This is a genomic window from Solwaraspora sp. WMMB762, from assembly GCF_049179115.1.
In the GTDB taxonomy this organism is placed as follows: Bacteria; Actinomycetota; Actinomycetes; order Mycobacteriales; family Micromonosporaceae; genus Micromonospora_E.
This window is the reverse complement of record NZ_JBMHMD010000001.1, coordinates 4,550,892-4,575,754: the sequence shown is the minus strand read 5'-3', so window position 1 is coordinate 4,575,754 and position 24,863 is coordinate 4,550,892. Positions and strand designations below refer to the sequence as shown.

Sequence of the window (24,863 nt, the reverse complement as noted above, 5' to 3'; positions counted from 1 at the left end):
GACTCACCGGCGGTGGTGACCGGATCTCGTACCTTCATTCTGGTCCGACCGTGGGCGTGAGTTGGATGGCTGCTTGAAGCTCGGGGTCGACCATCTGGAGCGCGGCATCGAAGTGGCGCTGCAGGTTGCTCACCAGCCTGGCTACCGCGTTGCCACCACCGCGCTTCTCCAGGTAGATCCTCATCCAGTCGTTGCCGACATCGATCCGGAGCTGCTGGCCCACGTGCAGATCCACGGCAGCGACTTCGGCGGAGCCGTCAGCGGTGACGGCTGGGCGGCCCCAGAGCCAGAACGGCGCTCTCGACGAGAACAGCTCACTGAAGAAGGTGGCCTGATCGTGAATCTGTTTGCTGAATCGGGAGGACTTCCCGAAACTATTACCGGGCTTTCTCAACGTAATCCGTAAACGCGAAAGATCTCCAACTTCATTACCGTACGTAATGTGGCAGGAAAGTGTTCCAACGATCTGCGGAACCCGGTCTTGAGAACCTTCCAACACTTCAGATGGGCGATCGCGCGTTCGACGGCGGCGCGGAGCCGGTTGAGTGCGGTGTTGCACGCGCGTCGGACCCCGGTCAACTCCCGACCCCGAGGCTTCTTGTACGGACTCACGATGCCGGCACCCTGGTACCCCTTGTCACCGATCATCCCGGGCCCGCCGGGGGCGTAGTGGCCGGCCCACCCGGCGGCGATCCCGGACACGTCGAACGCCTTCCGGTCGTGCATGCCACCCGGACACGGGTCACCCACATCGACCACCCGCCCGGCGAGATTGGCCACCACCTGCACGTTCTGCCCACAGAAGCCCTTCTTCTCGGAGAACAGCCCGTCGACGTCGTCGCGTTCCCCGACCGGCGCGACCAGACCATCGACCAGGACCGCGTCCCGGCGGGCCTGGTCACGGACCTGCTCGTACAGCGGGGTCAACACCACGTCCACCAGCGGCTCCAGCTCCTCCTGATACCGCTCCACGGTCGTCGAACCGCAGCCGAAAACCTCACCGATCACGTCCGGCGCCAGATTGTGCCGCAGCCCGAACAACACCAGCACCAACGCCGTGTACAGCGGCAACGCCCGAGGGCGCCCCACCGGCAGGTCCCAGTCGACCAGCGCGTCCACCTGCTCGTACAGCCAGTCCAGTTGATCGGAGTCCAGTCCGGTCATACGCTCACAGCGCGGCGGCCGGCCGTCGATCGTTTGAGTCCACACAACCCAGATGATCCAGACGTCGCCGGCCGCCGTTTCCACAAACGACACGCCCACCTTGGTCACACCACAGGCCGTCACCCCACGTAATATCGACGAACCTCGGTGCCAATCGGCTCGAAGCCTATTGGGAAGTCCTCCGGATGGTGATCGGCCCACCGGTCACGTTGCCGCCGCCATCCTCGGTGCCAAGGGTCGACCAGGAGATGACCTTGCTCTCGCAGAGCGTCGCGAGCGTGCTGCTCATGGGTCTCTTCCTACCACTGCGGCTGACAGCTTTCGACACCATTGTTTGGCAGAATGGCAAGCAATCTTGCTGATTATCCACGCACGACCAAGTTGATCAAAGGAACTGCCGCAGATCGGCCGATCGCATGAGGACGGTGTCGGAGGGAGCCGTTACGGTGGCGGGCATGGGTGAGGTGGGCGTACTCGGCAGACCAGACGCGGGCGTGATCCGCGACGAGCTGCAGGCGCTGGTCCTGGCCGACCTGCTCGGGCCGCTCGACGGGCCGGACGAGGAGTTCGGCACCCAGGAGAGCCCGCTGGACCGCTACCTGCTCGGCCGGCTCGCCCCCAACGGCCAGGCCGTCGAGCCCGACACCCAGGACGAGCTGTCCGACGCCAGTGCATCGGACATCATGGAGGGCGAGCCGGAGCCGAGCGCACCCAACGTGCCCAGCCTCGCCCCGTCCGCGCTCGGCTTCACCGCCACCGTGGACGGTGCCGCCGCCGCGCTGCGGGTCACCGGCGGCTGGGGCCGCTACGACCGGGGCGCCTCGCAGCGGGAGGAGCACGCCGGTCGGCGGGTCTGGCAGCGCCAGAGCCACGGCGGCACCATCACCGTCGTACTCGCCGAAGGCCCGCTGCCGCCGCAGGCCCTCGACCCGGACCAACCCGACATCGTGGTACGCGGCCGGGCCCGCCGCCGCGACGGCCGCTGGCTGATCTCCCTGTTCCTGGAGAACCGGCAGAAGCCCGGCGCGCGGCGCGACGCCAGCTCCTGGATCTTCCAGGTGGAGCTGTCCGCCACCGGTGACGGCGACCAGCCAGTCTTCTGGCCCCGACCCGAGCAGATCACCGGCGGCGACGCCTCCGACCAGGCCGAACGCCGCCGGCTGTCGATGGCCTACCGCTTTCACCCCGAGTACGCCGTCGGCCACGGCACTGCCGTGCAGGCCGACCCGGCCGCCGACGGTGGCCACGCGCTGCGCGCCCACCGGATCCGCGCCTGCACGGTGCCCGCGCACGAACTGCCGTTCACCGACGTGCCGACCGCCGACACCGACCCTGATCTGCCGGAGCTGGCCGCCGTCGAGCTCGACATGAAACGCCTCGCCGAGCTGGCGGCCACCCAAGCCGTGACCCCGGCAGCCGGCCCGACCGATGATCCGCTGCTGGCGGCGCTGACCCCGCTTGTCGACGGCTACCGGGCGTGGATCGCCGGCAACGAAGCAGCCGCCGACCAGCCGCACCGCCGGCTCGCCGAGCACCGCCGCCAGGTCGCCGAGGCGCTGCGCGACGCCCGCCGCGCCGCCGACCGGATCGCCGCGGGCATCGGCCTGCTCGCCACCGACCCGGCCGCCCGCCGCGCCTTCGGCTTCGCCAACCAGGCGATGTACCTGCAGCGGGTGCACACCAGGGTCGCCGACGCCCGTCGCGAACACCCCGGCCTCGGGCTCGCGGCGGCGACCGCCGCCGCCGACCAGCCCGTCAACCACCGCTGGCGGCCGTTCCAGCTCGCCTTCCTGCTGATCAACCTGCCGGCGCTGGCCGACCCCTGGCACGCCGAACGGGCCGAGGACCCGCAGCGGGCCGTCGCCGACCTGCTGTGGTTCCCCACCGGTGGCGGCAAGACCGAGGCGTACCTCGGGTTGACCGCCTTCACCATCGCGATCCGCCGGCTGCAACCCGCCCATGGTGACCTGGTCGCAGCCGACGGCCTCGCCGTGCTGATGCGGTACACGCTGCGGCTGCTCACCATCCAGCAGTTCGAGCGGGCCGCCACCCTGATCTGCGCCGCCGAAACCCTGCGCCGCGCCGACGAGGCCACCTGGGGTGACACGCCGATCCGGATCGGACTGTGGGTCGGCGGCAAGGTCACCCCGAACCACACCGACGACGTCAAACAGTGGTTGCAGCAGCAGCGGCGGGGTCGCGGTGCCGCCACCCGAGGTCACGGGTCACCGCACCAGCTGACCAGCTGCCCGTGGTGCGGCAGCCGGATCGAAGCCGGCCGGGACATCATGGTCGAGGCGACGTACCGCCGGACCCTGGTGCGCTGCTTCGACGTCGAATGCCCGTTCAGCGACGCCGCTGGACACAACCTGAGGGAGGACCGGCGCGGCCTGCCGGTGCTGCTGGTCGACGAGGAGATCTACCGGAACCCGCCGGCCCTGCTGATCGCCACCGTCGACAAGTTTGCCCAACTGGCCTGGAAAGGTGCGACCGCGACGCTGTTCGGGCAGGTCAGCCGGCGCTGCGAACGGCACGGCTACGTCACCGAAGACCTGGAACGCGCCGACTGGGAAGCGACGTACCACCGGGCCACCGGCAACGCCGGGCCGGCCCGGATCGTCGACTGCCCCCGGCTGCGACCCCCCGACCTGATCATCCAGGACGAGCTGCACCTGATCTCCGGCCCGCTCGGCTCCCTCGTCGGCCTCTACGAGACCGCCGTCGACCGACTCGCCAGCTGGCAGCCGGCACGTGGCCACTGGACCCGACCAAAGGTGATCGCCTCCACCGCGACGGTCCGCCGGGCCCACCGCCAGATCGACGCCCTGTTCCACCGCAGCACCGAAGTCTTCCCGCCGCCCGGCCTCGACGCCGCCGACAGCTTCTTCGCCCGCCAACGCCACCCCGACCAGCGTCCCGGCCGGCGCTACATCGGCATCTGCGCCCACGGCACCCGGATCAAATCCACCCTGATCCGGGTCTACGTGTCGGTCCTCGGCGCCGCCCAGAAGCTGCACGAACGCTACGGCCGCAACGACGTCACCGACCCGTACATGACTCTGGTCGGCTACTTCAACAGCCTGCGTGACCTCGGCGGCATGCGACGCCTCGTCGAAGACGACGTCTCCACCCGACTAACCCGCGCCGACGAACGCGGCCTGGCCCGCCGCTACGACCCGCTGCTGGAGGAGCTGACCTCCCGGATGTCGTCCGACGCGATCCGGCCACTGCTGGACCGGCTCGCCGTCCGGTTCACCGCCGAACGCGGCAAAGGCGGCCCCCGACCGATCGACGTGCTGCTCGCCACCAGCATGATCGCCGTCGGGGTCGACGTGTCCCGGCTCGGCGTGATGGTCGTCGCCAACCAGCCCAAGTCCGCCGCCGAATACATCCAGGCCACCAGCCGGGTCGGCCGCGCCGCTCCCGGCATCGTTTTCACCGTCTACAACTGGGCCCGGCCCCGCGACCTGTCGCACTATGAACGCTTCGACCACTTCCACGCCACCGTCTACCGGCAGGTCGAAGCGCTGTCGGTCACCCCGTTCGCCGAACGGGCCATCGACCGCGGCCTCACCGGGGTGCTGGTCGCCCTGATCCGCGACCTGGAACGCACCTACAACGGCAACCTGCGTGCCCAGGAATTCGACCGGTACGGCAAACTCGCCGACCACGTCGTCCGGTTCCTCAAGCGGCGCAGCGACGTCGCCGGCGACAACGCCGTACGGCAGCGGGTCGAGGACGAGCTGGAAGCGCGGCTCGACGTGTGGGCGCGGGAACGGGCCGTGCCCGCCCGGCGACTCGCGTACGACAAGCCACGCCGCAGCGACGACGTCGCCGGCCTGCTGCACCGCCCCGAGGAAGGCCGCTGGCGGCAGACCACCTGCCCCACCTCGCTGCGCGACGTCGAAGCCGGCGTACAGCTGCAGTTGCAGCTCGCTGCCGTCGGCGCGGCGGAGCCCCCGCCACCGTTCCTCCCCCGCGCCGACGATCCGGCGGCCGACACCAGGGCCGCTGGCACCGGGCCCGAGGCGGAGGTGCCGGCGTGAGCGACCCGCAGCAACGCCAGCTGCGGGTCGGCGCGCTGCGCCCCAACCAGCTGCTGCACACCTATGGCATCGGCTCCGTCGCCGACCTGCCCAGCCTGTCGGTGATGCCGCTCGGTCTCGACCACTGGGAGCTGGCCCGCGCCACCGTCATCACCGAGGACCGGCTGCTCGCCGCGATGCGCGCCAAACTCGGCAACCAAGTGCAGGCGCTGCGGCTGCCGCCGCACCTGCCGGAAACCTCCGACCCGTACGCCGAATGGGCCCGAATCGGCGTGCCGGTGGCACTCTTCCCGAGCTGGCTGCGCTGCTCCGACACCCGCTGCAACCGGCTCGCCCCGGCCGAATCCGGGCTGTTCGAACTGATCTCGACGCACCTGCCGGACAAGGTCCGCTACGTGCACACCTGCCGGGGCAACGGCGGCGGCCGACCCACCGCCGTACCGGCCCGGTTCGTGCTGGCCTGCGGCAACGGCCACCTCGACGACTTCCCCTGGTCGTACTTCGCGCACCGGGGCAGCGACCCCGGAGCCGGCCATCCGCTGCAACTGTCCGAACGCGGCAGCACCGGTGAGACCACCAACATCTTCGTCACCTGTAACCAGTGCTCGACCCACCGGCCCATGTCGGAGGCGATCGGGGCGCTCGCCGAACGCAACCTGCCCGCCTGCCGGGGCCGCCACCCGCACCTGGGCACCTACGAGCCGTGTGACGCGCCGCCACGCACCCTGGCCCTGGGCGCCACCAACAGCTGGTTCGCCATGCAGGTGCCGGTGTTCAGCCTGCCGAAGGCGGAACATCCGGTGGACCACGCCGTCGACGAGTTCTGGGCGACGCTGAGCGTGCTCGCCTCGCTTCCATCGGAGACCGGCAAGGCGATTCTGCCCACCCAGACCTGCTGGCCGGAGCTGGAACCGTACGGAGTGGACAAAGTGTGGGCGGCGATCCAGCGGCGGCACGACGCCGGTGACGACTCACCTGGTGCCGGGGGCCGGCTCGGCAGCAGCGACGACGACCATCTCGACCTGCGGCTGCCCGAGTGGCGGGCGTTCACCGCCGGCACCGGTGCCGAACTGCCCGACTTCACCACCCGACCGGAGCGGGTCCCCGCCGGGCACCGGCACTGGCTGAGCCAGGTGGTGCTGGTGCCCCGGCTCCGACGGGTCGCCGCACTGTACGGCTTCACCCGCATCGACGCCCCCGAGCGCGACGTGCTCGACACCCCCGACCGGCGTCGCGCACCGCTGTCCGCCGAGCCACCCACCTGGGTGCCGTGCGCCGAAACCCGCGGCGAAGGCATCTTCCTGCGGTTCGCCGAGGACCGCATCGTCGAATGGGAACACGACCCTGAGGTCAAGGCCCGCGAACATCTGCTGATCCAGGCCCACGAGAAGTGGCGGGCGCAGCGGCAACTACCCCCCGGCTGCTGGCCCGGCCTGCGCTACCTGCTGCTGCACACCTTCGCGCACACCCTGATCCGGGAGCTGGCGTTGGAGTGCGGCTACAGCGCCTCCGGCATCGGTGAACGGGTGTACGCGCGTACCGGCGAAGTGCCGATGGCCGGGGTGCTGCTCTACACCGCCGCCCCGGACAGCGAAGGCACCCTCGGCGGGCTGGTCTCCCTCGGCCGGGCCGACCGGCTCGGCCCGCTGATCGAACGAGCGTTGGACGGTGCCCGGCTGTGCAGCTCCGACCCGCTCTGCGCCGAACACGACCCGACCGTGCACGGCCGGCTCGCCGGGGCCGCCTGCCACGCCTGCCTGTACGCCGCCGAAACCTCCTGCGAAGGCGGCAACCACTACCTGGACCGGTCGTTGCTGGTCGACACCCTCGCCGACAACGAGTGCGGCTTCTTCCGGTGACCGCCGCTGGTGCCGACGGCCGGGCCGCTGCCGGTCCTGACGCCGAGGTATTGGCCGGAACAGTCGCCGAATTGGCCGCCGAGCTGCCGGCCGGGCACGTCGCCGCGTGGGCCGGCGTACTCGCCTCGGTCCGGCGGCCGGACGTCACGGTCGAGGCCGCGCTGATCGACGCCCGCCCCGGGTACGCCGTCGCCGCCCACGCCCGGAGGCTGGTCACCGCCTGGCGGACCCACGCCCCCGATCTGCCCGGCGCTGCCGTCGCGTTGGCCCTGCGCGGCGCCGCCCACCTGCAGCGGCGCGCCGAGACCCGGCGTACCGAGCTGGTGGTCAGCGGGCCGAGCAGCCCGGCCGTCGCGGTGCGGCTGACCCGGTCGGTGGTGGTCGAGCTGATCCGGCAGGCCCGCCGGTCGCTGCTGATGGTCAGCTTCGCCGCGTACGGCGTCGCCGAGGTCGTCGCCGAGGTGTCCGCCGCCGCCGACCGTGGGGTACGGGTCGACCTGGTGTTGGAGAGCGGCACCGCCGACGGTGGACCGCTGCGCGGGGTGACCGGCGCGGACGTCTTCGCCGGCCTCGGCGACCGGGTCACCTGCTGGCACTGGCCGGCGGCGCGACGGCACTCCGGCGGGCGCGCCCGCGCCGCACTGCACGCCAAGGTGCTCGCCGCCGACACCGATGCGGCGCTGGTCAGCAGCGCCAACCTGACCGACCGGGCGCTGTCGGACAACCTGGAAGTCGGCGTGGTGGTGCGGGACCCGGACGCGGTACGGCGACTCGTCGACCACTTCGCCGCGCTGATGGACCCACGAGGTGGCGTCCTGCGGCGGCTCTGACCTGCTGAGCGAGCAGCGATGTTGACTCTCAAGTCGGTTGAGACGCCATAGTCACTGCCATGGACGAGCTCTACTCGATCGGCGAGGTCGCCAGGCGTACCGGCCTGAGCGTCAGCGCGATCCGGTTCTACTCCGACGCCGGGATCGTCACCCCCGCCGAGCACACCGACGCCGGCTACCGGCGCTACGACGTCGACGGAATCGCGCGTCTCGAACTGATCCGTACCCTCCGCGAGCTGGACGCGGGCATTGACGACATTCGCAGACTGCTGGCCGACGAGATCACACTGGACGATCTCGCGACCGCGCACCTGGCGGTCGTCGACCGCCAGCTGAGCCGGTTCCGGGCCCGCCGGGCCGTCCTTCGCACGATCGTCAGACAACGCGGTACGACCGAACAGGTGAGCCTCATGCACAAGCTGGTAACCATGTCCGACGACGACCGTGAGCGGCTCGTCGACGAGTTCTGGACCGAGGTCACCGCCGGCCTCGGGATCGACGACTTCATCGACTATCTGCGCCCGTGGCGGCCCCGGTTGCCGGCGGATCCGACCTGCGAGCAGCTCGAAGCGTGGATCGAGCTGGCCGACCTGGTGCAGGACGCCGACTTCCGGCAGGCGGTCCGCGGCTACTTCAGCGACGTCTTCGCCGGGCCGGCCGCCGACCAGAGTACGCAGCCGCAGCCGCAGCCGCAGTCGGATGCGGAGGTGGAGCACCTGGTGGAGCTGCTCACCGAGGCCAGGGCGGCTGCCGAGGCCGGGTTGCCGGTCGACTCACCGCAGGCACGGGAGTTGGCCGGCCGGTACGTGGCGTCGGTCGCGGCGCGCGCCGGCGAACCGGATGTGGCCGACGTCCGGCGGCAGCTGGTCGACGCCGATCCGGGCCGGCAGGTGAGCCGGCACGCCGAGCTGCTCGGCAGGTACCACTCGTTGACGGCGACGATCAACGGCGTACCGCAGCCGAAGGCGGCCGACGCGCCGGCCACCACCTGGCTGCACGCGGCGGTCTCGGCCCTGCCTTGAGGCACAGCGATAGCGACGGCGCGCATGCGACGGTCCGGGGTGCCGCCAACGAAAATGCTGGCGGCACCCCGGGCGGTAGTGACGGTCAGGGATCAGCTGGCGGTGGCCGGCCGGTCGTCGGCAAGCTCGCGGCGGGTCTCGAAGCGGGTCGCCGCTGCGGCCCGGCGGGCCGGGTCGGTGCAGAGCTCAGCGATCTGGGCCTCGGTCATCGGACCGCCCCGGGACCGGGTGACGCCCAGGTGGTCGGGGACCTCGACGGTCGCCTCGAAGTCCCAGATGTACCACTCCTTGCGGCCCCAGGCCTTGTTCTTCAGCTTGATCTCGATCGTGCCCTGGGCGGTCTGCAGCTTGGGGCTGCGGTCCAGCGCGGCCCAGCCCGACGGGCCGGCGTTGAGCGACGTGGTCCGGGAGACCGTCGACTCCCAGCTCCACTGCCGGCCGATGCTCTGGCTGATGCTCGTCGACACGTTGCTCAGCGCGCTGGAGCCGAAGGTGGTCGCGGGGACCTTGGCGGTCATGCTGATCGACCCACCGGTGGTGTCGGACCATTCGACCGACAGGCTGTTGTCGTACGGGGTGCAGTTGAAGTGCGAGGCGACCTCGTGGAAGCCGGCGGTGGTCTCGGTCACCGGCGTTCCCGGAACGAACCGGCAGGACACGGCCCGGCTGTCGCAGTGCTCGAAAAGCTCCGCGCGGGACGGTCCGTCCCAGAACCTGACCGAGCTGTACTGGTTGTCGGCGGGCACCCGCGCGAGCCAGTCGTGCGAGTACCACATGTGGGGGGTGCCGGACTGGTTGGCGTTGACGTAGTAGTTGCTGGCGCAGTCGGTGACGTTCTTGTACGAGCTGATCACGTCGCCCCAGCCAGCGCTGGCGAGGTTGTTGAAGTAGTAGTACTTGCCGCCGCTGCAGGTGCCGGATTGCGAGATCATGCTCAGCGAGCCGCCCAAGAAGTTGGCGTCCCGGTACGCGATCCCGAGCACCACCTGGGCGGCTGCGGTCCTACCCGAGGCCATGGCGCGGGTGGCGGTCTCGCCAGCGGCGGCGATCCGCTCGGTGGTCGCCGCGTCGAGTCGGCTGCCGTCGCGCGGGGCGTCGGAGACCGCCCCTGCGGTCGCCACCTTCATGGCGGTCCGGAAGTCGCGATAGCAGGCCAGCTCCTCGGACGATTCGTAGAGCAGGCAGTCGGCCATCTCCGCGGTGGGCACGGTGGAGGAGGCGGCGGCCGGGGTGCTCGCGGCGAGCATCGGACCCAGCATCAGTACGGACAGGACGGTCGCGGTGCGGGCGTGCCGGAACATCCGACGGTGCTGCAGGAATGTCATGAGCACCAAGCCTTGCAGCGCGGAACCGCGCAGACTTGGTGGCAATCAAATGATTCACTGAGGAAAATGTGAGGAAGGATTGCGGTCGGTGACCCGTACGGTGGATTTATGTGATCACCGCAACGCCAATTCTGACCGGAACGCTACACCATTTCTGTCGGGTCTCAAACAGTCCGACCGTAAGAGGTGCCGCTGACCTGCACATCCAGGCCCACACCAGTCGGAGCTCAAGATCGTCCGCCGAGGGGTGGGCGCGAACCGGACGGTACGCTCACCCGATGGTCGGCGACACCTACAGCTTCGGTGAATACGAACTGGATATGGCCCGTTACCAGCTGCGGCGGTCCGGTGAGCCGGTCCACGTGGAGCCCCGGGCGCTCGACCTCCTGCAGTACCTGATCGAGCACCGCGACCGGGTGGTGTCGAAGAACGAACTTCTCGACAAGGTGTGGGGCGACCGTTTCGTCAGCGAGGCGGCCCTGACCACCGGGCTGCGTACCGCCCGGATCGCCGTCGGTGACACCGGCCGTCACCAGCGGCTGATCCGGACCGTGCACCGGCGGGGCTACCAGTTCGCGGCATCGGTGACGGTGACCCGGGCCGGTGACCCGGCCGACCCTGGGCCGGAGCCCGCCGCGTACCCGATCCGACCGGCACCGGCACCGGCCCGGTCGGTCGTCGCCGGGGAGACGAGCGGCGCGGACCGCCAGGTCGTCCGGTTCTGCCGAGCCGACGACGGCACCCGGATCGCCTACGCCACCGTCGGATCCGGTCCGCCGCTGCTCAAGGCGGCCAACTGGATGACCCATCTCGATCTGGAGTGGACCACCCCGGTGTGGTCGCACTGGCTCAACGGGCTGGCCCGGGACCGGCAGTTGGTCCGCTACGACGAGCGGGGGTGCGGGCTGTCCGACTGGGATGTGCCGAGCTTCTCCTTCGACGACTGGGTCGATGACCTGGACACCGTGGTCGAGGCGGTAGGGCTGGACCGGTTTCCGCTGCTCGGCGTCTCCCAGGGCGGCGCGGTGGCGGTCGCCTATGCCGTCCGCCGACCGGAGCGGGTCAGTCGGCTGATCCTCGCCGGCGCGTACGCCCGGGGCCGCCAGGTCCGGGCCCGCAACCAGGCCGAGCAGGACGAGGCGGCCCTGGACCTTAACCTGGCCCGGGTCGGCTGGGCGCACCAGGACCCGAGTTTCCTCGGCGTCTTCGCTTCCCAGTTTCTGCCCGAGGGCACCCCGGAGGAGCTGGAGGACTTCATCAGCTTCCAGCGGCGGACCACCTCGGCGGCCAACGGGGTCCGGTTCCTGGAGGAGTTCGCCCGGATCGACGTCTCGGACATCGCCCACCGGGTGCAGTGCCCGACGCTGATCCTGCACTGCCGCGACGACCTGCGGGTGCCGACCTCGCAGGCCAGCGAGCTGGCCACCCTCATCCCGGACAGTCAACTGGTGCTGCTGGACAGCCGTAACCATCTGCTCACCGCGTCCGAGCCGGCCTGGCCGGAGTTCCTGGCCCAGATCGACGCGTTCCTGACCGACTGACCTGGTGATCACATCGACGGTGGCCAGCGGAACAGGTGTTGGCAACATCGATGTGACGTGGGCAATACGATAGTGCAACGTCGATTTCCCACTCTTGGGCGATGGGCGACCACGGCAGTCCCGACCTGGGCCCGAGCGTGCCGACCCACTGCCCGTACTGCTCGCTGCAGTGCGGCGTACGGATGCGGCCGGCGCCGCCCCGACCGCCCGTCATCGAGCCAGCGGACTTCCCCACCAACCGGGGTGGGCTGTGCGCCAAGGGCTGGAGCGCGCCCGAGCTGCTCGACCACCCGGACCGACTGCTCACCCCACTGGTCCGCGCCGACCCGGCCGACCGGCGCAGCCCGCTGCGCCCGGCCAGCTGGGACGAGGCCCTGGACCGGATCACCGCCGCCGTCCAGGCCAGCCAGCACCGGTACGGACCGGCCAGCGTCGGCCTGTTCGGCGGCGGCGGGCTGACCAACGAGAAGGCGTACCAACTCGGCAAGTTCGCCCGGGTCGGGCTACGTACCCCGCACATCGACTACAACGGCCGGTTCTGCATGTCGTCGGCGGCCACCGCCGGCAACCGGGCCTTCGGCATCGACCGGGGCCTGCCGTTCCCGTTGGCCGACATCGCCGACGCCCGCGCCGTGCTGGTCGTCGGCGGCAACCCGGCCGACACCATGCCGCCGGCCATGCAGTACTTCGACGCCGGCCGGGCCGCCGGCGCGGTCCACATCGTCGCCGACCCGCGCCGTACGGCGACCGCCCGGGGCGCCGGCATCCACCTGCCGGTGGCGCCCGGCACCGACCTGGCCCTGGCCAACGGGCTGCTGCACATCGCCATCCGGGCCGGTTACGTCGACCAGGCGTACGTGCGGGACCGCACCACCGGGTTCGACGCGGTCCGCACCGCCGTCGCCGGCTACTGGCCGGACCGGGTGGAGCGGATCACCGGCGTGTCCGAGGCGCTGCTGCAGCGTACGGTGCACGCGCTGGCCACCGCGCCGACCGCGATGATCCTCACCGCCCGCGGTGCCGAGCAGCACAGCAGCAGTACGGACACCGCGCAGGCGTACATCAATCTGGCGCTCGCCCTCGGCCTGCCCGGCCGGCCCGGCAGCGGCTACGGCACGATCACCGGGCAGGGCAACGGCCAGGGCGGCCGGGAACACGGCCAGAAGGCCGACCAACTGCCCGGCTACCGGCGCCTCGACGACCCGGCCGCCCGCGCCCACGTCGCCGCCGTGTGGGGCGTCGATCCGGCCGACCTGCCCGGCCCGGGGGTCTCCGCCACCGAGATGATCGACCGGATCGGCACCCCCGGCGGGGTGCGCACGATGCTGGTGTTCGCCTCGAACATCCTGGTCTCCGCGCCGGACCGGGACCGGGTCGCCGACCGGCTGGCCGCGCTGGACTTCCTCGTCGTGTCGGACATCTTCCGGTCCGAGACGGCCGCCGTGGCCGACGTGGTGCTGCCCACCGCCCAGTGGGCCGAGGAGGAGGGCACCATGACCAACCTGGAGGGTCGGGTGCTGCGCCGCCGCCGGGTGCTGCCGCCACCGGACGGGGTGCGCGACGACCTGAGCGTGCTGGCCGCGCTCGCCGACCGGCTCGGCCGGGGCAAGTACTTCTCCGCCGACCCGCAGACCGTCTACGACGAGCTGCGCCGGGCCAGCGCCGGCGGGATCGCCGACTACGCCGGCATCAGCTACCAGCGGATCGAGGCCGAGGACGGGGTGTTCTGGCCGTGCCCGGCCGACGACCATCCGGGTACGCCGCGACTGTTCGCCGAACGGTTCGCCACCGCCGACGGGCGGGCCCGGTTCATCCGGGTGGAGCACTGGGAACCCGCCGAACTGCCCGACCGCAGCTACCCGTACCTGCTCACCACCGGCCGGATCATGGGCCAGTACCAGAGCGGCAACCAGACCCGCCGCTCGCCGTCGCTGAGCAGTACGGCCAGCGATCCGAAGGCCGAGATCCATCCGGACCTGGCCCGCCGGCTCGGCATCGGCACCGCCGACCTGGTCGAGTTGACCACCCGGCGGGGCCGGGCGGTGTTCCGGGCGTACCTGACCGAGCACATCCGCCCCGACACCGTCTTCGTGCCGTTCCACTGGGGCGGCCTGGCCAGCGCCAACGCGCTGACAGATCCGACCCTGGACCGGCATTCCCGGATGCCGGCGTTCAAGGTCTGCGCGGTCGCGGTCCGCCGCCTCGCCGGACCCGACGGAGCCGGCGGGGCCACCGCCGGCCCGGACGAAGCCGGCCGGAGCAGCGCCGCCCCGGACGATCCCGCCACCTGACGAAAGGGACCCACGATGCAGTCGACCCCACGTTTCCTGCAAGGAGTGTTCGCGTTCGACGGCAAAGGGTTGGACACGCCGCTGCCGTTGGACGGCAGCCTGCGCTACACGGTGCCGGACGGGCTGGTCGCGCAGACCGTCTACTTCCGGGGCGGCAACAGCTCTGGCGAGCTGGTCTACGTCCTGCTGCTGCGCGACGGCGATCCGATGCGCTACTTCCCGATCGGCGCCCGCGACGCGGTGCACGTACCGCTGCGGGTCGTCGAGGACCTCGACAGCGGCACCGTGGTGGAGCTGCAGGTCGCCGCGCCGGCCGGCACCACCGGCACCGTCGTGCTCGATCTCGGCCTGGTGGAGGTGTGAGTTGACGCAGCGACGACCGCGGCTGGTGGTGATCGGCAACGGCATGGCCGGTGCCCGTACCGTCGAGGAGATCATCGACCGGGTCGGCCCGGACCGCTACGAGATCACCATGTTCGGCGCCGAACCGTACGGCAACTACAACCGGATCCTGCTGTCCAACGTGCTCTCCGGTGCCGAGGCCGAGGACGGCATCTTCCTCAACAGTCTGCCCTGGTACGAGGAGAACGGCATCACCCTGCGGGCCGGCGTGGAGGTCACCCGGATCGACCGGTTCGCCAGGGCGGTGCACGCCGTCGACGGCACCACCACCCCGTACGACAAGTTGGTGATCGCCACCGGCAGCGTGCCGTTCGTGCCGCCGATCGACGGCGCCCATCACCCGCGACGCGGCTTCCACCAGGGAGTCTTCACCTTCCGCACGCCCGACGACACCCGGGCGATGATCCGCTACGCCCGCGACCACCAGCGGGCGGTGGTGATCGGCGGCGGGCTGCTCGGCCTGGAGGCCGCCCGCGGCCTGCAGCAGTACGGCGTGTCGGTGACCCTGCTGCACGCCGCCGGGCACCTGATGAACGCCCAGCTCGACGCCACCGGCGGGGACATCCTGCGGCGCAGCGTCGAACGGCTCGGCATCGATGTGGTCACCAAGGCCCGCACCGAACGGATCCTCGGTCGCGACGCCGTCGAAGGGGTCCGGCTCGCCGACGGGCGCACGTTCGCCGCCGACATGGTGGTGATCGCCGCCGGGATCCGGCCCAACACCACGCTCGCGCAGGTCAGCGGCCTGCCAGTGGAGCGGGGGATCGTCGTCGACGACCACCTGCGGGTGCTCGACGAGCCGGACATCTACGCGGTCGGGGAGTGCGTGCAGCACCGTGGCCAGACGTACGGCCTGGTCGCGCCGCTGTGGGACCAGGCGAAGGTGCTCGCCGGGCAGCTCACCGGCACCGACCCGACGGCGGCGTACCACGGCTCGCGGACCGCGACCAAGCTGAAGGTCGCCGGGGTCGACGTGGCCGCCATGGGGGTGACCGCGCCGGAACGCGATGACGACGAGTTCGTGGTCTTCGCCGAACCCCGGCGCGGCGTCTACAAGAGCGTGGTGGTCCGCGACGACCGGCTGATCGGCGCCACCCTGGTCGGCGACGTCAGCAAGGTCGGCTTCCTGATGCAGGCGTTCGACCGGGGTTCGCCGCTACCCGAGGAACGGGTCCGGCTGCTGTTCGACCTCGGTGGGCCGCCGGCCGAGGTGTCCGCTGCCGAACTCGACGACGACGCCCAGGTCTGCAACTGCAACGGGGTCAGCAAGGGCGCGCTGGTCGCCACCGTCGCCGGCGGGGTCCGCACGGTGAGCGGGGTGATGGACGCCACCCGGGCCGGCAAGGGCTGCGGCTCGTGCAAGAGCCTGGTCGGCCAGATCGTCGAGTGGGCCGCCGGCGGCGAGGTCGCGGAGGACCCGGCCGCCAACTGGTACGTGCCCGGGGTGCCGATGGACAAGCCGACCCTGATGGCCGAGATCCGCGCCCGCCGGCTGCGCAGCGTGTCGGCGGTCTTCGAGGCGCTCGCCGACGGCCGCGAGGACGCCAAGAGCAAGATGGGGCTGGTGTCGCTGCTGCGGATGATGTGGGGCGACGAGTACGTCGACGAGCGCGGTGCCCGGTTCATCAACGACCGGGTGCACGCCAACATCCAACGCGACGGCACCTTCTCGGTGGTGCCGCAGATGAAGGGCGGCTGCACCACCCCGGCCCAGCTGCGCCGGATCGCCGACGTGGCCGAGAAGCACCAGGTGCCGCTGGTCAAACTGACCGGTGGGCAGCGCATCGACCTGCTCGGCATCCGCAAGGAGGACCTGCCGCAGGTGTGGGCCGACCTGGACATGCCGTCCGGGTACGCGTACGGCAAGAGTTTCCGGACCGTGAAGACCTGCGTGGGCAGCGACTTCTGCCGGTTCGGCCTGGGCGACTCGACCGCGCTCGGCATCGCGATCGAGGAACGGTTCCAGGGGCTGGAGGCGCCGGGCAAACTCAAGCTGGCGGTCACCGGGTGCCCGCGTAACTGCGCCGAGGCGTACGTCAAGGACCTCGGGGTGGTCGCGATCGAGGGCGGCCGGTGGGAGATCTACGTCGGCGGTGCGGCCGGTGCTCACGTACGCAAGGGCGACCTGCTGGCCACCGTCGACACGCCAGCCGAGGTGATGACGCTGACCGGCCGGTTCCTGCAGTACTACCGGGAGAACGCGAACTGGCTGGAACGCACCTACGCGTTCGTGCCCCGGGTCGGCGTCGACCGGCTGCGGGAGCTGATCGTCGACGACGTCGACGGGCTCGGCCCCGGACTCGACGAACGGATGGCGGCGGCGGTGGCCGGCTACCGGGATCCGTGGCGGGAACGGGACACTCCGGCGACCCCGGGCCAGTTCCGGACCGCGTTGCCGCTGGTGCCGCTGCCGGCGGTGCCGGTCCGCGCCGAGAGCAGCCGGTCGTGACCGCCGTCGACGACGGCCGGCTGGTCGAGCACCGGATCGGGCCTGCCGACGACATCCCGCCCGGCGAGGGGCGGGCCTACCCGGTCGCCGGTGATCTGGTGGCGGTGTTCCGGCTGACGTCGGGGCAGCTGCGGGCGGTGTCGGCGGTCTGCCCGCACGCCGGCGGTCCACTCGCCGACGGGCTGATCGACGCCGAGGTGGTGATCTGCCCGCTGCACCAGCACGTCTTCGAGTTGGCGACCGGATGCTCGCGCACCGGGCAGCCGGCACTGCGCAGCTATCCGGTCCGGCAGGACCCGGCCGGTGTGGTGTGGGTCTCGGTGCCGGCGGCACGGGCCTCGGCACCGCGCGTCGGTGGCGACGGCCGGTAGATCTCACAACGTCGGGGCCGGCCCGGTGCGAACCATGACCACGCCCCGACATCACCGTTTTCCACGCCAGGAAACATTCGGTTCATAACCTGACTCCCCAATGCCACCCCGGCCGACGCCCGATCATCGCCGATCCGCAAACGTCGCTCGGCAGCATCTCGATCGCCACCCTACGGCACCCGATGGCTAAGGAGCCAACCTGATGGCCAACGAGACAGTCAACGCGGAGACCATCGAGACCCGCCCGCAGGAGAACCGGAAACGGTGGATCGCCCATTGGGAGCCGGAGGACCCCATCTTCTGGCGTACGGTGGGCCGGCCGGTGGCCCGGCGCAACCTCATCTTCTCCATCTTCGCCGAACACATCGGCTTCTCGGTGTGGCTGCTCTGGAGCATCGTGGTGGTGCGGCTGAGCAGCGCCGGGTGGGACCTCAGCGTCAGCCAGACGCTCTGGCTGACCGCCGTACCCAGCGGCGTCGGGGCGTTCCTGCGGCTGCCGTACACCTTCGCGGTGCCGATCTTCGGCGGCCGCAACTGGACGGTTGTCTCCGCCCTGTTGCTGATCATCCCGTCCGCCGGTCTCGCCTGGGCCGTGAACAATCCGGAAATCGGGTACGGCGCCCTATTGGTGATCGCCGCGACAGCCGGATTCGGCGGCGGAAACTTCGCATCCAGCATGGCCAACATCTCGTTCTTCTACCCGGAACGGGAAAAGGGCTGGGCGCTCGGCCTGAACGCCGCCGGCGGCAACATCGGCGTCGCGGTGGTGCAGTTCCTGGTGCCGAAGGTGATCGTGCTCGGCGGTGGGCTGGCGCTGTCCCGGGCCGGCCTGATGTACATCCCGCTGGCGGTCATCGCGGCGGTCTGCGCCTACCTCTACATGGACAACCTGGCCGAGGCGAAGGCGGACGTCGAACCGGTCTGGTCGTCGCTGCGCCACCCCGACACCTGGATCATGTCGCTGCTCTACATCGGCACGTTCGGCTCGTTCATCGGCTACTCGGCGGCGTTCCCGACCCTGCTCAACGCGGTGTTCAACCGGCCGGACATCGCGCTCGGCTGGGCGTTCCTCGGCGCCGGGATCGGCTCGGTCGCCCGGCCGCTCGGCGGTCGGCTCTCCGACCGGATGGGCGGTGCCCGGGTGACCGCGGCCAGCTTCGTCGTCCTCGCCGCCGGCGCCTACGCCGCGCTGTGGGCGGTGCAGCAGCAGAACCTCGGCGTCTTCTTCGTCAGCTTCATGGTGCTGTTCGTCGCCACCGGCGTCGGCAACGGGTCGACGTACCGGATGATCTCGAAGATCTTCCGGGTGAAGGGTGAGGACCGGGGCGGCTCTGCGGAGACGATGCTGCGGATGCGCCGGGAGGCGGCCGGCGCACTCGGCATCATCTCGTCGGTCGGCGCGTTCGGCGGCTTCCTGGTGCCGATCTGTTACGCCTGGGCCAAGTCGACGTACGGCAACATCGAGCCGGCGCTGCGCTTCTACGTCCTGCTGTTCGTGGTGATGCTGGCCGTCACCTGGTTCGCCTATCTGCGGCGGGGTTCCCGGATGGCGCAGGCCGGCGTCTAGGATCGGCCGTTGTGCGCGTACTTCTCATCGGTAGCGGCGGACGCGAGCACGCGCTCGCGTCCAGCCTGGCCGCCGACCCGGCCGTCGACCAGTTGATCGCCGCTCCCGGCAATCCGGGCATCGCGGAGGTGGCCGAGCTGCGCCCGGTCACCACCACCGACCCGCAGGCGGTCGCCGCGCTCGCCGTCGAGGCGGCGGCCGACCTGGTCGTGGTCGGCCCGGAGGCGCCGCTGGTCGCCGGGGTCACCGACGCGGTACGCGCCAAGGGCATCGCCTGCTTCGGGCCGTCCGGCGCGGCCGCCGTCCTGGAAGGCTCCAAAAGCTTCGCCAAGGACGTGATGGCCGCCGCCGGCGTGCCGACCGCCCGCGCCGTGACCTGCCGGAACGCCGACGAGGTGGCCGCCGCGCTGGACGCCTTCGGCACCCCGTACGTGGTGAAGAACGACGGGCTGGCCGCCGGCAAGGGGGTGGTGGTGACCGAGGACCGGGCCGCCGCCCTCGGCCACGCCGAATCCTGCGGGCAGGTGGTGGTCGAGGAGTACCTGGCCGGGCCGGAGGTGTCGCTGTTCGTCGTCACCGACGGCACGGCGGCGGTGCCGCTGCTGCCCGCCCAGGACTTCAAGCGGGTGGGCGTCGGCGACACCGGCCCGAACACCGGCGGCATGGGTGCGTACGCGCCGTTGCCGTGGGCGCCGCCGGACCTGGTCGACCAGGTGATGGCCGAGGTGGTGCACCCGACGCTGGCCGAGATGCGCCACCGGGGCACCCCGTTCGCCGGGCTGCTCTACGTCGGGCTGGCGGTCACCGCCGCCGGCCCCCGGGTGATCGAGTTCAACGCCCGGTTCGGCGACCCGGAGACCCAGGTGGTGCTGGCGCTGCTGGAGACCCCGCTGGCCGGCCTGCTGCACGCGGCGGCAACCGGTACGCTCGCCGACCACCCGCCGCTGCACTGGCGGGACGGGGCAGCGGTGACCGTGGTGCTCGCGTCGGCCGGCTACCCGGCGGCGGCCCGCACCGGCGACATGATCACCGGTGCCGGGCAGGCCGGGATCAGCCACGCCGGCACCGCCCGCGACGCCACGGGGCGGTTGGTCTCGGCCGGTGGTCGGGTGCTCAGCGCCACCGGCGTCGGTGCCGACCTGGCCGGCGCGCGGGACGCCGCGTACCGGCTGCTGGCCGGGGTCGACCTGCCCGGCGGGCACTTCCGGACGGACATCGCCCTGGCCGCCGCCGAAGGCCGGATCACCCTGCCCTGACCCGGGTGCCGGATCACCCCGTGCCGGCCGGATAGCGGCCCGCCCGGCGGGTACGCCCCGGCGCATGGGGACGAGCTACCAGGACGTACTGGACAGCCTGAACGAGCTGGACTTTCCCGCCGACAAGGAACAGATCGTCGCGGAGGCGCGGCGGGTCGGCGCCAGCCCCGGCGTGGTACGCGCGTTGCGCGGCCTGCCGCCGGTCGAGTACGCCAACCGTACGGAGGCGGCCCGCTCGGCGCACATCGACGCCGCGCCGGAGCAGGACCCGGCCCAGCGGGCGGCGCGGGCGCGGTTCCGGGACCACCAGCGGGTGGCCCAGCATCTGCGCCAGCCGTGAGTGCCGGGTGAGTGTCGGGTGAGTGCCCGGTGTGCGCCGAGTGTCCGGGTCCGGGTCGGGGCCCGGGGTCCGGTCAGCTGCCCGTCGGCCGGGGCAGGTCCCGGGTGACCACCTTGCCGGCGGCGTTGCGCGGCAGCGCCGACAGGAAGATCACATGCCGGGGGACGGCGAACCGGGCGCGGTAGCGGCGCACGTACTCCCGGACCGCCTCGGCGTCGAGCGTCTCCTCCGGGTGCAGCACCAGGTACGCGGCGAGCCGCTGGCCGTACTCCGCGTCGGGCAGGCCGACCACCGCGGCCTCGCGTACCTGCGGTAGCTGGGCCAGCAGGTCGGCGACGTCGGACGGGAAGACGTTCTCCCCGCCGGAGACGATCATGTCGTCGGCCCGGCCGCCGACGAAGAGCAGCCCGTCGGCGTCGACGTGACCGAGGTCGCCGGTGCCGAGCAGCCCGTGCCGGCGTTCGGCCGTGCCGTCGTCGCTGGTGGTGTAGCCATCGAAGAGCAGCTCGTTACCGACGAAGATTTGCCCGACCTGCCCGGTCGGCACCGGTTCGCCGTCCGGCCCGAGCACCGCCAGCCGGGTGCCGTACGGGGGCCGGCCGGCGGTGTTCGGTGCCCGGCGCAGGTCGGCCGGGGTGGCGATGGCCGCCCAGGAGACCTCGGTCGACCCGTACAGGTTGTAGAGCACGTCGCCGTACCGGTCCATGAACCGGGTGGCGATGCCGCCGCCGAGCGCCGAGCCGCTGACCGCGACCACCCGCAGCCCGGTCGGCTGCTGCCGAGGCTCCGGTACGTCGTGCAGCAGCCGTTGCAGCATCACCGGCACGGCGAACAGAGCGGTGCAGTCGTGCCGGTCGACGGCGGCCAGCGCGGCTGCCGGCTCGAATCGTCGGTGCAGCACCACCGTGGCCCGCAGCGCGAACGCGATCTGCAGGGCGGCGTACCCCCAGGTGTGGAAGACCGGCGTGGCGATCATGATCCGGTCGTGGACCCGCAGCGGGATCCGATCGATGATCGACGCCAGCGGTCCGAAGCCGGTCGGGGTCCGTCGTCGGGCGCCCTTCGGGGTGCCGGTGGTGCCGGAGGTGAGCACGATGGTGCGGCCGTCGCGGCGCGGTGGCTCCAGCCGGGTGTCCGTCGGTGCGTCGCGCAGCAGCTGCGCGACCCGGGTCTCGTCGACCCGGATCACCGCGGTGTCGACCTCGACGACCTGTTCGCCGAACTCGCGGTCGTGCAGCAGCACCCGCAGCCGCTGCTCGTCGGCGACGGCGGCGAGCTGCGGCCCGGCCAGCCCGGTGTGCAGCAGTACGGTGTCCGCGCCGAGCAGCCCGGCGGCGACCATCGCGGTCACCATGTCGGGGTGGTTGCGGCAGAGCAGGCCGATCCGGTCCCCGGCGGAGACGTCCAGCGCGGTACGCAGCGCGCCGGCCAACCGCTCGGCGCGGTCCAGCAGCTCCCGGTAGGTCAGCTGGTGTCCGCCGTCGTCGATGAGCGCGACCCGGCGCGGATCGCGGGCGGCGGCCTGGCGCAGTTCGCCGACGAGGGTGAACCCCCAGCGACGCAGCGCGGCGAGTTGGGCGACGGTCCGCACCGGCAAGCCGGGGGTGAGCACCCCGCGTCGGGTCAGCGTGGAAATCAGGAACGGCAGGTCCACCGGCACACACCCCCAGCTGCGGGCGTGACCGGTCGGAGGGATGGTCGACCCCGCTGATACAGGACACGTATCAGGCGGGGCTACGGATCGGTGGTCAGCTCTTGGGGATGTCGAACAGGTTGGGGATCTGGGCGGCAAGTCCGAGATCGCCCTTGGCCTTGAGTTTGCCGGTCATGAACATCATCATCGGGTTCGCGGTGCCGGCGACGACCTTGAGGAAGTCGACCGGTCCGAGGGTCAGGCTCAGCCGCGGTTCGCGCTCGGCGGCCGGGGATACCACGCAGGTGCCGTTGTCGACGACGATCTCGTAGGTGTCGGTGCCGCCGTCCGGCCGGCCGGTGATGTTCCAGTGGATCACCGCGCTGGTGGCGCCGGCTTTCTCCGGACGGAACAGGACGGGCATCCGGTTGAACACCTCGTCGAGGACCTTGCCGCGCAGGTCGCCCTGCATCACCTCGGCGATCTTGGAATCCGGGGTGGTCTTGACCAGCTTGCTGAACTCCTTGGCGTCGATGGACGCGAAGTTGGCCGGGTCGAACTCGGTCATCGCATACCCTCCAGATCGGAACGTCGGGCCTACCTTAGCGTAATGTTACGCGTCGGTAGGTTTGGCCGGTGGGGCCTGACGCAGATCGGGCAGGTCAGCGCGCCAGCAGCTGGTCCGTCGCACCGAGTAGCGATCCCGGGTCCTCCTCGTAGCGGTCGTGGTACGGCCACTCGGTCTCGACGAGGCCTACCGGGCCCGGCGCGATCACCAGCCATCCCCGCTTCCATTCGCCGCCGCCGCCGGTCGTCCGCCGCTGGGAGACGAAGATCTGGACTCGCAGCCCGTGCTCGGTCAGCCCGAGCCAGTCGGCGAGCCGTTCCCGGAAGGGATCGCCCGGATAGTCGTTCATCGCGAGGTTGACCTCGACGACACCACCGGACTCCAGCTTCCGGGGCACTTCCCGGAAGAACTTCTGCAGGATCGGTTCACCGGCCTCAAGGAGGTCGACGAACTCGTTGCCCTCCTCGTTCGTCGGTGAGTTGAAGACGATCCGGGAGAACCGCCCCTCGGCTGGCTCGAACAGGTCCCCCTCGTCGAAGGTGACATTTGTCAGCCCGTTGAGTGCGGCGTTGAGCCGCGACAGGGCGACGGCACGCGGGTTGACGTCCAGCCCGAGAACTGCGTCGTACCGGTCGGCGAGTACCAGAGAGAGCACCCCGGAGCCGCAGCCCATGTCCAGCGCGCGGCTACCGCCGCGGCCGAGCATCAGCCGGATCAGCAGGTCCGCTTCCCAGAGCGGGTCGATGTACCAGCGGTGTTGCACGTCCTCATCGACGTCTGGGTCAGTCAGCACCACGACGCCGTGCAACTGGTGGCCGCGCAGCGGGGACGACAGATGCCGACCGTCGTCGAGTGCGATGCCACTGTCCAACAGCACCCGTCGGCAGTCCGTACCGATCTCCGCGGCCAGTTCGTCCGGGTCGACCGCGGTGCCGCAGAGCAGGTCGGCCAGAGGTGTCTCCCGCTCGCCGCCGATCACCTTCCGCATGGCGTCGCCGAGTTGCTGGAGTGCCGCCGCGTCGGCACGTTCCGGGTGAATGGCTGAACCACCGACGATCATGCGCTACTCCCGGGAGTTGGTTCCAGAGCTGGGATGGAGGCGGAGGTTGACCAAAAGACCTCCTGGCGTAGTGGCCCCTCCCAGGCCAGGAAGTGGGGATGGTCCACGGCGAGACCTGCCAGCTGCGAGGCATGGCAGCGGAGCATGGCGATCTTCAGCCGCATGGTGGGGTCGTCGAGGCGGGCGATCCGCGGGCTTGCCACGTCCACGAGGTGGGCCAGGGCGGCGAGCTGCGGCTCCCACTGGTCGGCGATGGGTCGCTCGGAGTCGGGTGCGTCCCAGCCGGAGCCGAACGCGTACGGGCAGTCGGCGTAGAAAATCAGCGGGCAATCGGTATCGGCTCCGGCGACAGCGGCCAGAACTGCGTCCCGGGTGCCGACATGGTCTGGGTGGTCACCGATACCGACCGGGATCCACAACCGCACGTCCCGCCGGATCAGGCCGGCGAGTGCCGACACCACCATTTCCGACGGGAATCTGCTGCGGTACGGCGCATCCGGGACCGGAAGGTGCATCACCGAGTTGCCGGCGACCGCTGCGGCGGCCCGATCCTCAGCGGCCCGTCCTTTGGCGGCGGCGGGACCCGATTCGAAGCCACACAGACGGTCCCACTCCTCATGGCTCCTCTCCTGGCCCTCTGCCGGCACGCCGCCACACACGGTGATCAGGAGTGTGGAGTGCCCGGCATGCAGTGCCGAGGTTGCCGAGAGTACGCCATCGTCGAAATGCGGCGAGACGACGATGTCCGTTATCGCCGAGTAGTCCTGGTCGGGCATTCGGCGCCCTTTCGAGGGATGGTGGGCGGAGGCCGGGCTGGACCGTTTGAAGCGATTGTGGCAGCGGATATCCCCAAGCGAGGTCGACTTTGTCGTGCGGTGGCGGAAGTTCCGGCGGGGTTTGATACTAAGATGGAGCCGAATGAGCGTCAAGCAATCCGATGGCGGCTTTGTCGGTGCCCGATATGGGCGGTTCACGCATATCTGCCAGTATGTCCGTACGATTTCAATTGGTGCGGATCTCTCGGTACGAAGTGGAATCTGCACTGGTGGCCGTACGCCTCGGTCCGACCGCGCCGATCCGGGCCCGGATGCCGTCAACTGCCTGGACTGCGCAGCCAGTGAGTGGTCCCGCCGCCACCG

General features: G+C 71.0%; 20 protein-coding genes. 13 read left to right on the top strand and 7 right to left on the bottom strand.

Annotated elements, in window-relative coordinates:
- Positions 1-73 precede the first annotated feature (73 nt).
- Positions 74-406 (top strand): hypothetical protein, encoded by a 333-nt coding sequence (locus tag ACN27J_RS20330; protein ID WP_421368554.1) that lies wholly within the window; start codon positions 74-76, stop codon positions 404-406.
- Here ACN27J_RS20330 and ACN27J_RS20325 read toward each other — a convergent pair.
- Together ACN27J_RS20325 and ACN27J_RS20320 are read right to left on the bottom strand one after the other, a co-directional pair.
- On the bottom strand, positions 391-1,257 hold the full coding sequence (locus tag ACN27J_RS20325) for a transposase family protein (protein WP_421362034.1): 867 nt from the start codon (positions 1,255-1,257) through the stop codon (positions 391-393). The genes ACN27J_RS20330 and ACN27J_RS20325 overlap by 16 nt on opposite strands.
- Positions 1,258-1,330: 73 nt before the next feature.
- Positions 1,331-1,453: a hypothetical protein gene (locus ACN27J_RS20320; protein ID WP_421368552.1), complete on the bottom strand. Its 123-nt coding sequence runs from the start codon at positions 1,451-1,453 to the stop codon at positions 1,331-1,333.
- A 166-nt stretch (positions 1,454-1,619) separates the two neighbouring features.
- Between ACN27J_RS20320 and drmA the strand changes: the two genes are divergently transcribed.
- The 4 genes from drmA to ACN27J_RS20300 are packed head-to-tail and all read left to right on the top strand — an operon-like array spanning position 1,620 to position 8,921.
- Entirely contained in the window at positions 1,620-5,210 is a 3,591-nt protein-coding gene (drmA, locus tag ACN27J_RS20315; RefSeq protein ID WP_421368550.1) for a DISARM system helicase DrmA, read from the top strand.
- Positions 5,207-7,069, top strand: a complete 1,863-nt coding sequence (gene drmB / locus ACN27J_RS20310; RefSeq protein ID WP_421368548.1) for a DrmB family protein — start codon at positions 5,207-5,209, stop codon at positions 7,067-7,069. Before drmA ends, drmB begins: the two co-directional genes overlap by 4 nt.
- Positions 7,066-7,899 carry a DISARM system phospholipase D-like protein DrmC gene (gene drmC, locus ACN27J_RS20305; RefSeq protein WP_421368546.1) on the top strand — a complete coding sequence of 278 codons (834 nt, stop codon included), beginning with the start codon at positions 7,066-7,068 and terminating at the stop codon, positions 7,897-7,899. The genes drmB and drmC overlap by 4 nt, the downstream gene beginning before the upstream one ends.
- Positions 7,900-7,958: 59 nt before the next feature.
- Entirely contained in the window at positions 7,959-8,921 is a 963-nt protein-coding gene (locus tag ACN27J_RS20300) for a MerR family transcriptional regulator (RefSeq protein ID WP_421368544.1), read from the top strand.
- Between the two features lie 92 nt (positions 8,922-9,013).
- Here the strand turns inward: ACN27J_RS20300 and ACN27J_RS20295 are convergent, their stop codons facing one another.
- Complete coding sequence (locus ACN27J_RS20295) at positions 9,014-10,246, bottom strand: hypothetical protein (protein ID WP_421368542.1); 1,233 nt, start codon at positions 10,244-10,246, stop codon at positions 9,014-9,016.
- A 278-nt stretch (positions 10,247-10,524) separates the two neighbouring features.
- Here ACN27J_RS20295 and ACN27J_RS20290 point away from each other — a divergent pair, with 278 nt between their 5' ends.
- The 8 genes from ACN27J_RS20290 to ACN27J_RS20255 all read left to right on the top strand — a co-directional run bounded on the left by ACN27J_RS20290 (position 10,525) and on the right by ACN27J_RS20255 (position 20,463).
- On the top strand, positions 10,525-11,787 hold the full coding sequence (locus tag ACN27J_RS20290) for an alpha/beta fold hydrolase (RefSeq protein WP_421368540.1): 1,263 nt from the start codon (positions 10,525-10,527) through the stop codon (positions 11,785-11,787).
- A 101-nt stretch (positions 11,788-11,888) separates the two neighbouring features.
- Complete coding sequence (locus ACN27J_RS20285) at positions 11,889-14,078, top strand: molybdopterin oxidoreductase family protein (protein WP_421368537.1); 2,190 nt, start codon at positions 11,889-11,891, stop codon at positions 14,076-14,078.
- Positions 14,079-14,093: 15 nt separating this feature from the next.
- Positions 14,094-14,441, top strand: a complete 348-nt coding sequence (locus ACN27J_RS20280; RefSeq protein WP_416594874.1) for a molybdopterin oxidoreductase — start codon at positions 14,094-14,096, stop codon at positions 14,439-14,441.
- A gap of 1 nt (position 14,442) precedes the next feature.
- Positions 14,443-16,929 carry a nitrite reductase large subunit NirB gene (nirB, locus tag ACN27J_RS20275; RefSeq protein WP_421368535.1) on the top strand — a complete coding sequence of 829 codons (2,487 nt, stop codon included), beginning with the start codon at positions 14,443-14,445 and terminating at the stop codon, positions 16,927-16,929.
- Positions 16,926-17,300, top strand: a complete 375-nt coding sequence (locus tag ACN27J_RS20270) for a Rieske (2Fe-2S) protein (protein WP_421368533.1) — start codon at positions 16,926-16,928, stop codon at positions 17,298-17,300. Before nirB ends, ACN27J_RS20270 begins: the two co-directional genes overlap by 4 nt.
- A 202-nt stretch (positions 17,301-17,502) precedes the next feature.
- A complete protein-coding gene (locus tag ACN27J_RS20265; protein WP_421368531.1) occupies positions 17,503-18,867 on the top strand; it encodes a NarK family nitrate/nitrite MFS transporter in 1,365 nt (454 codons plus the stop codon).
- 11 nt (positions 18,868-18,878) lie between these two features.
- Positions 18,879-20,123 (top strand): phosphoribosylamine--glycine ligase, encoded by a 1,245-nt coding sequence (purD, locus tag ACN27J_RS20260; RefSeq protein ID WP_421368529.1) that lies wholly within the window; start codon positions 18,879-18,881, stop codon positions 20,121-20,123.
- 64 nt (positions 20,124-20,187) lie between these two features.
- Positions 20,188-20,463: a DUF2795 domain-containing protein gene (locus ACN27J_RS20255; protein WP_123606462.1), complete on the top strand. Its 276-nt coding sequence runs from the start codon at positions 20,188-20,190 to the stop codon at positions 20,461-20,463.
- 73 nt (positions 20,464-20,536) lie between these two features.
- Here ACN27J_RS20255 and ACN27J_RS20250 read toward each other — a convergent pair whose 3' ends face one another.
- From ACN27J_RS20250 to ACN27J_RS20235, 4 genes are all read right to left on the bottom strand, one after another.
- Positions 20,537-22,117, bottom strand: coding sequence for an AMP-binding protein (locus ACN27J_RS20250; RefSeq protein ID WP_421368527.1), 1,581 nt, complete (start codon positions 22,115-22,117; stop codon positions 20,537-20,539).
- A gap of 94 nt (positions 22,118-22,211) precedes the next feature.
- Positions 22,212-22,664, bottom strand: coding sequence for an SCP2 sterol-binding domain-containing protein (locus ACN27J_RS20245; protein ID WP_282232857.1), 453 nt, complete (start codon positions 22,662-22,664; stop codon positions 22,212-22,214).
- A 94-nt stretch (positions 22,665-22,758) separates the two neighbouring features.
- Positions 22,759-23,724: a methyltransferase domain-containing protein gene (locus tag ACN27J_RS20240; RefSeq protein ID WP_421368525.1), complete on the bottom strand. Its 966-nt coding sequence runs from the start codon at positions 23,722-23,724 to the stop codon at positions 22,759-22,761.
- The gene (locus tag ACN27J_RS20235) at positions 23,721-24,500 is read right to left on the bottom strand and encodes a PIG-L deacetylase family protein (RefSeq protein ID WP_421368523.1); all 780 of its coding nucleotides are present in this window, start codon (positions 24,498-24,500) and stop codon (positions 23,721-23,723) included. Before ACN27J_RS20235 ends, ACN27J_RS20240 begins: the two co-directional genes overlap by 4 nt.
- Between the last annotated feature and the right edge of the window lie 363 nt (positions 24,501-24,863).

Excerpts from the sequence above, each read along its gene's own strand:
- drmA (WP_421368550.1), top strand. The coding sequence starts at position 1,620 with ATGGGTGAGGTGGGCGTACTCGGCAGACCAGACGCGGGCGTGATCCGC.
- ACN27J_RS20295 (WP_421368542.1), bottom strand. The coding sequence starts at position 10,246 with ATGACATTCCTGCAGCACCGTCGGATGTTCCGGCACGCCCGCACCGCG.
- ACN27J_RS20290 (WP_421368540.1), top strand. The coding sequence starts at position 10,525 with ATGGTCGGCGACACCTACAGCTTCGGTGAATACGAACTGGATATGGCC.
- ACN27J_RS20320 (WP_421368552.1), bottom strand. The coding sequence starts at position 1,453 with ATGAGCAGCACGCTCGCGACGCTCTGCGAGAGCAAGGTCATCTCCTGG.
- ACN27J_RS20255 (WP_123606462.1), top strand. The coding sequence starts at position 20,188 with ATGGGGACGAGCTACCAGGACGTACTGGACAGCCTGAACGAGCTGGAC.
- ACN27J_RS20265 (WP_421368531.1), top strand. The coding sequence starts at position 17,503 with ATGGCCAACGAGACAGTCAACGCGGAGACCATCGAGACCCGCCCGCAG.
- ACN27J_RS20300 (WP_421368544.1), top strand. The coding sequence starts at position 7,959 with ATGGACGAGCTCTACTCGATCGGCGAGGTCGCCAGGCGTACCGGCCTG.
- ACN27J_RS20285 (WP_421368537.1), top strand. The coding sequence starts at position 11,889 with ATGGGCGACCACGGCAGTCCCGACCTGGGCCCGAGCGTGCCGACCCAC.
- ACN27J_RS20235 (WP_421368523.1), bottom strand. The coding sequence starts at position 24,500 with ATGCCCGACCAGGACTACTCGGCGATAACGGACATCGTCGTCTCGCCG.
- ACN27J_RS20240 (WP_421368525.1), bottom strand. The coding sequence starts at position 23,724 with ATGATCGTCGGTGGTTCAGCCATTCACCCGGAACGTGCCGACGCGGCG.
- ACN27J_RS20280 (WP_416594874.1), top strand. The coding sequence starts at position 14,094 with ATGCAGTCGACCCCACGTTTCCTGCAAGGAGTGTTCGCGTTCGACGGC.
- ACN27J_RS20245 (WP_282232857.1), bottom strand. The coding sequence starts at position 22,664 with ATGACCGAGTTCGACCCGGCCAACTTCGCGTCCATCGACGCCAAGGAG.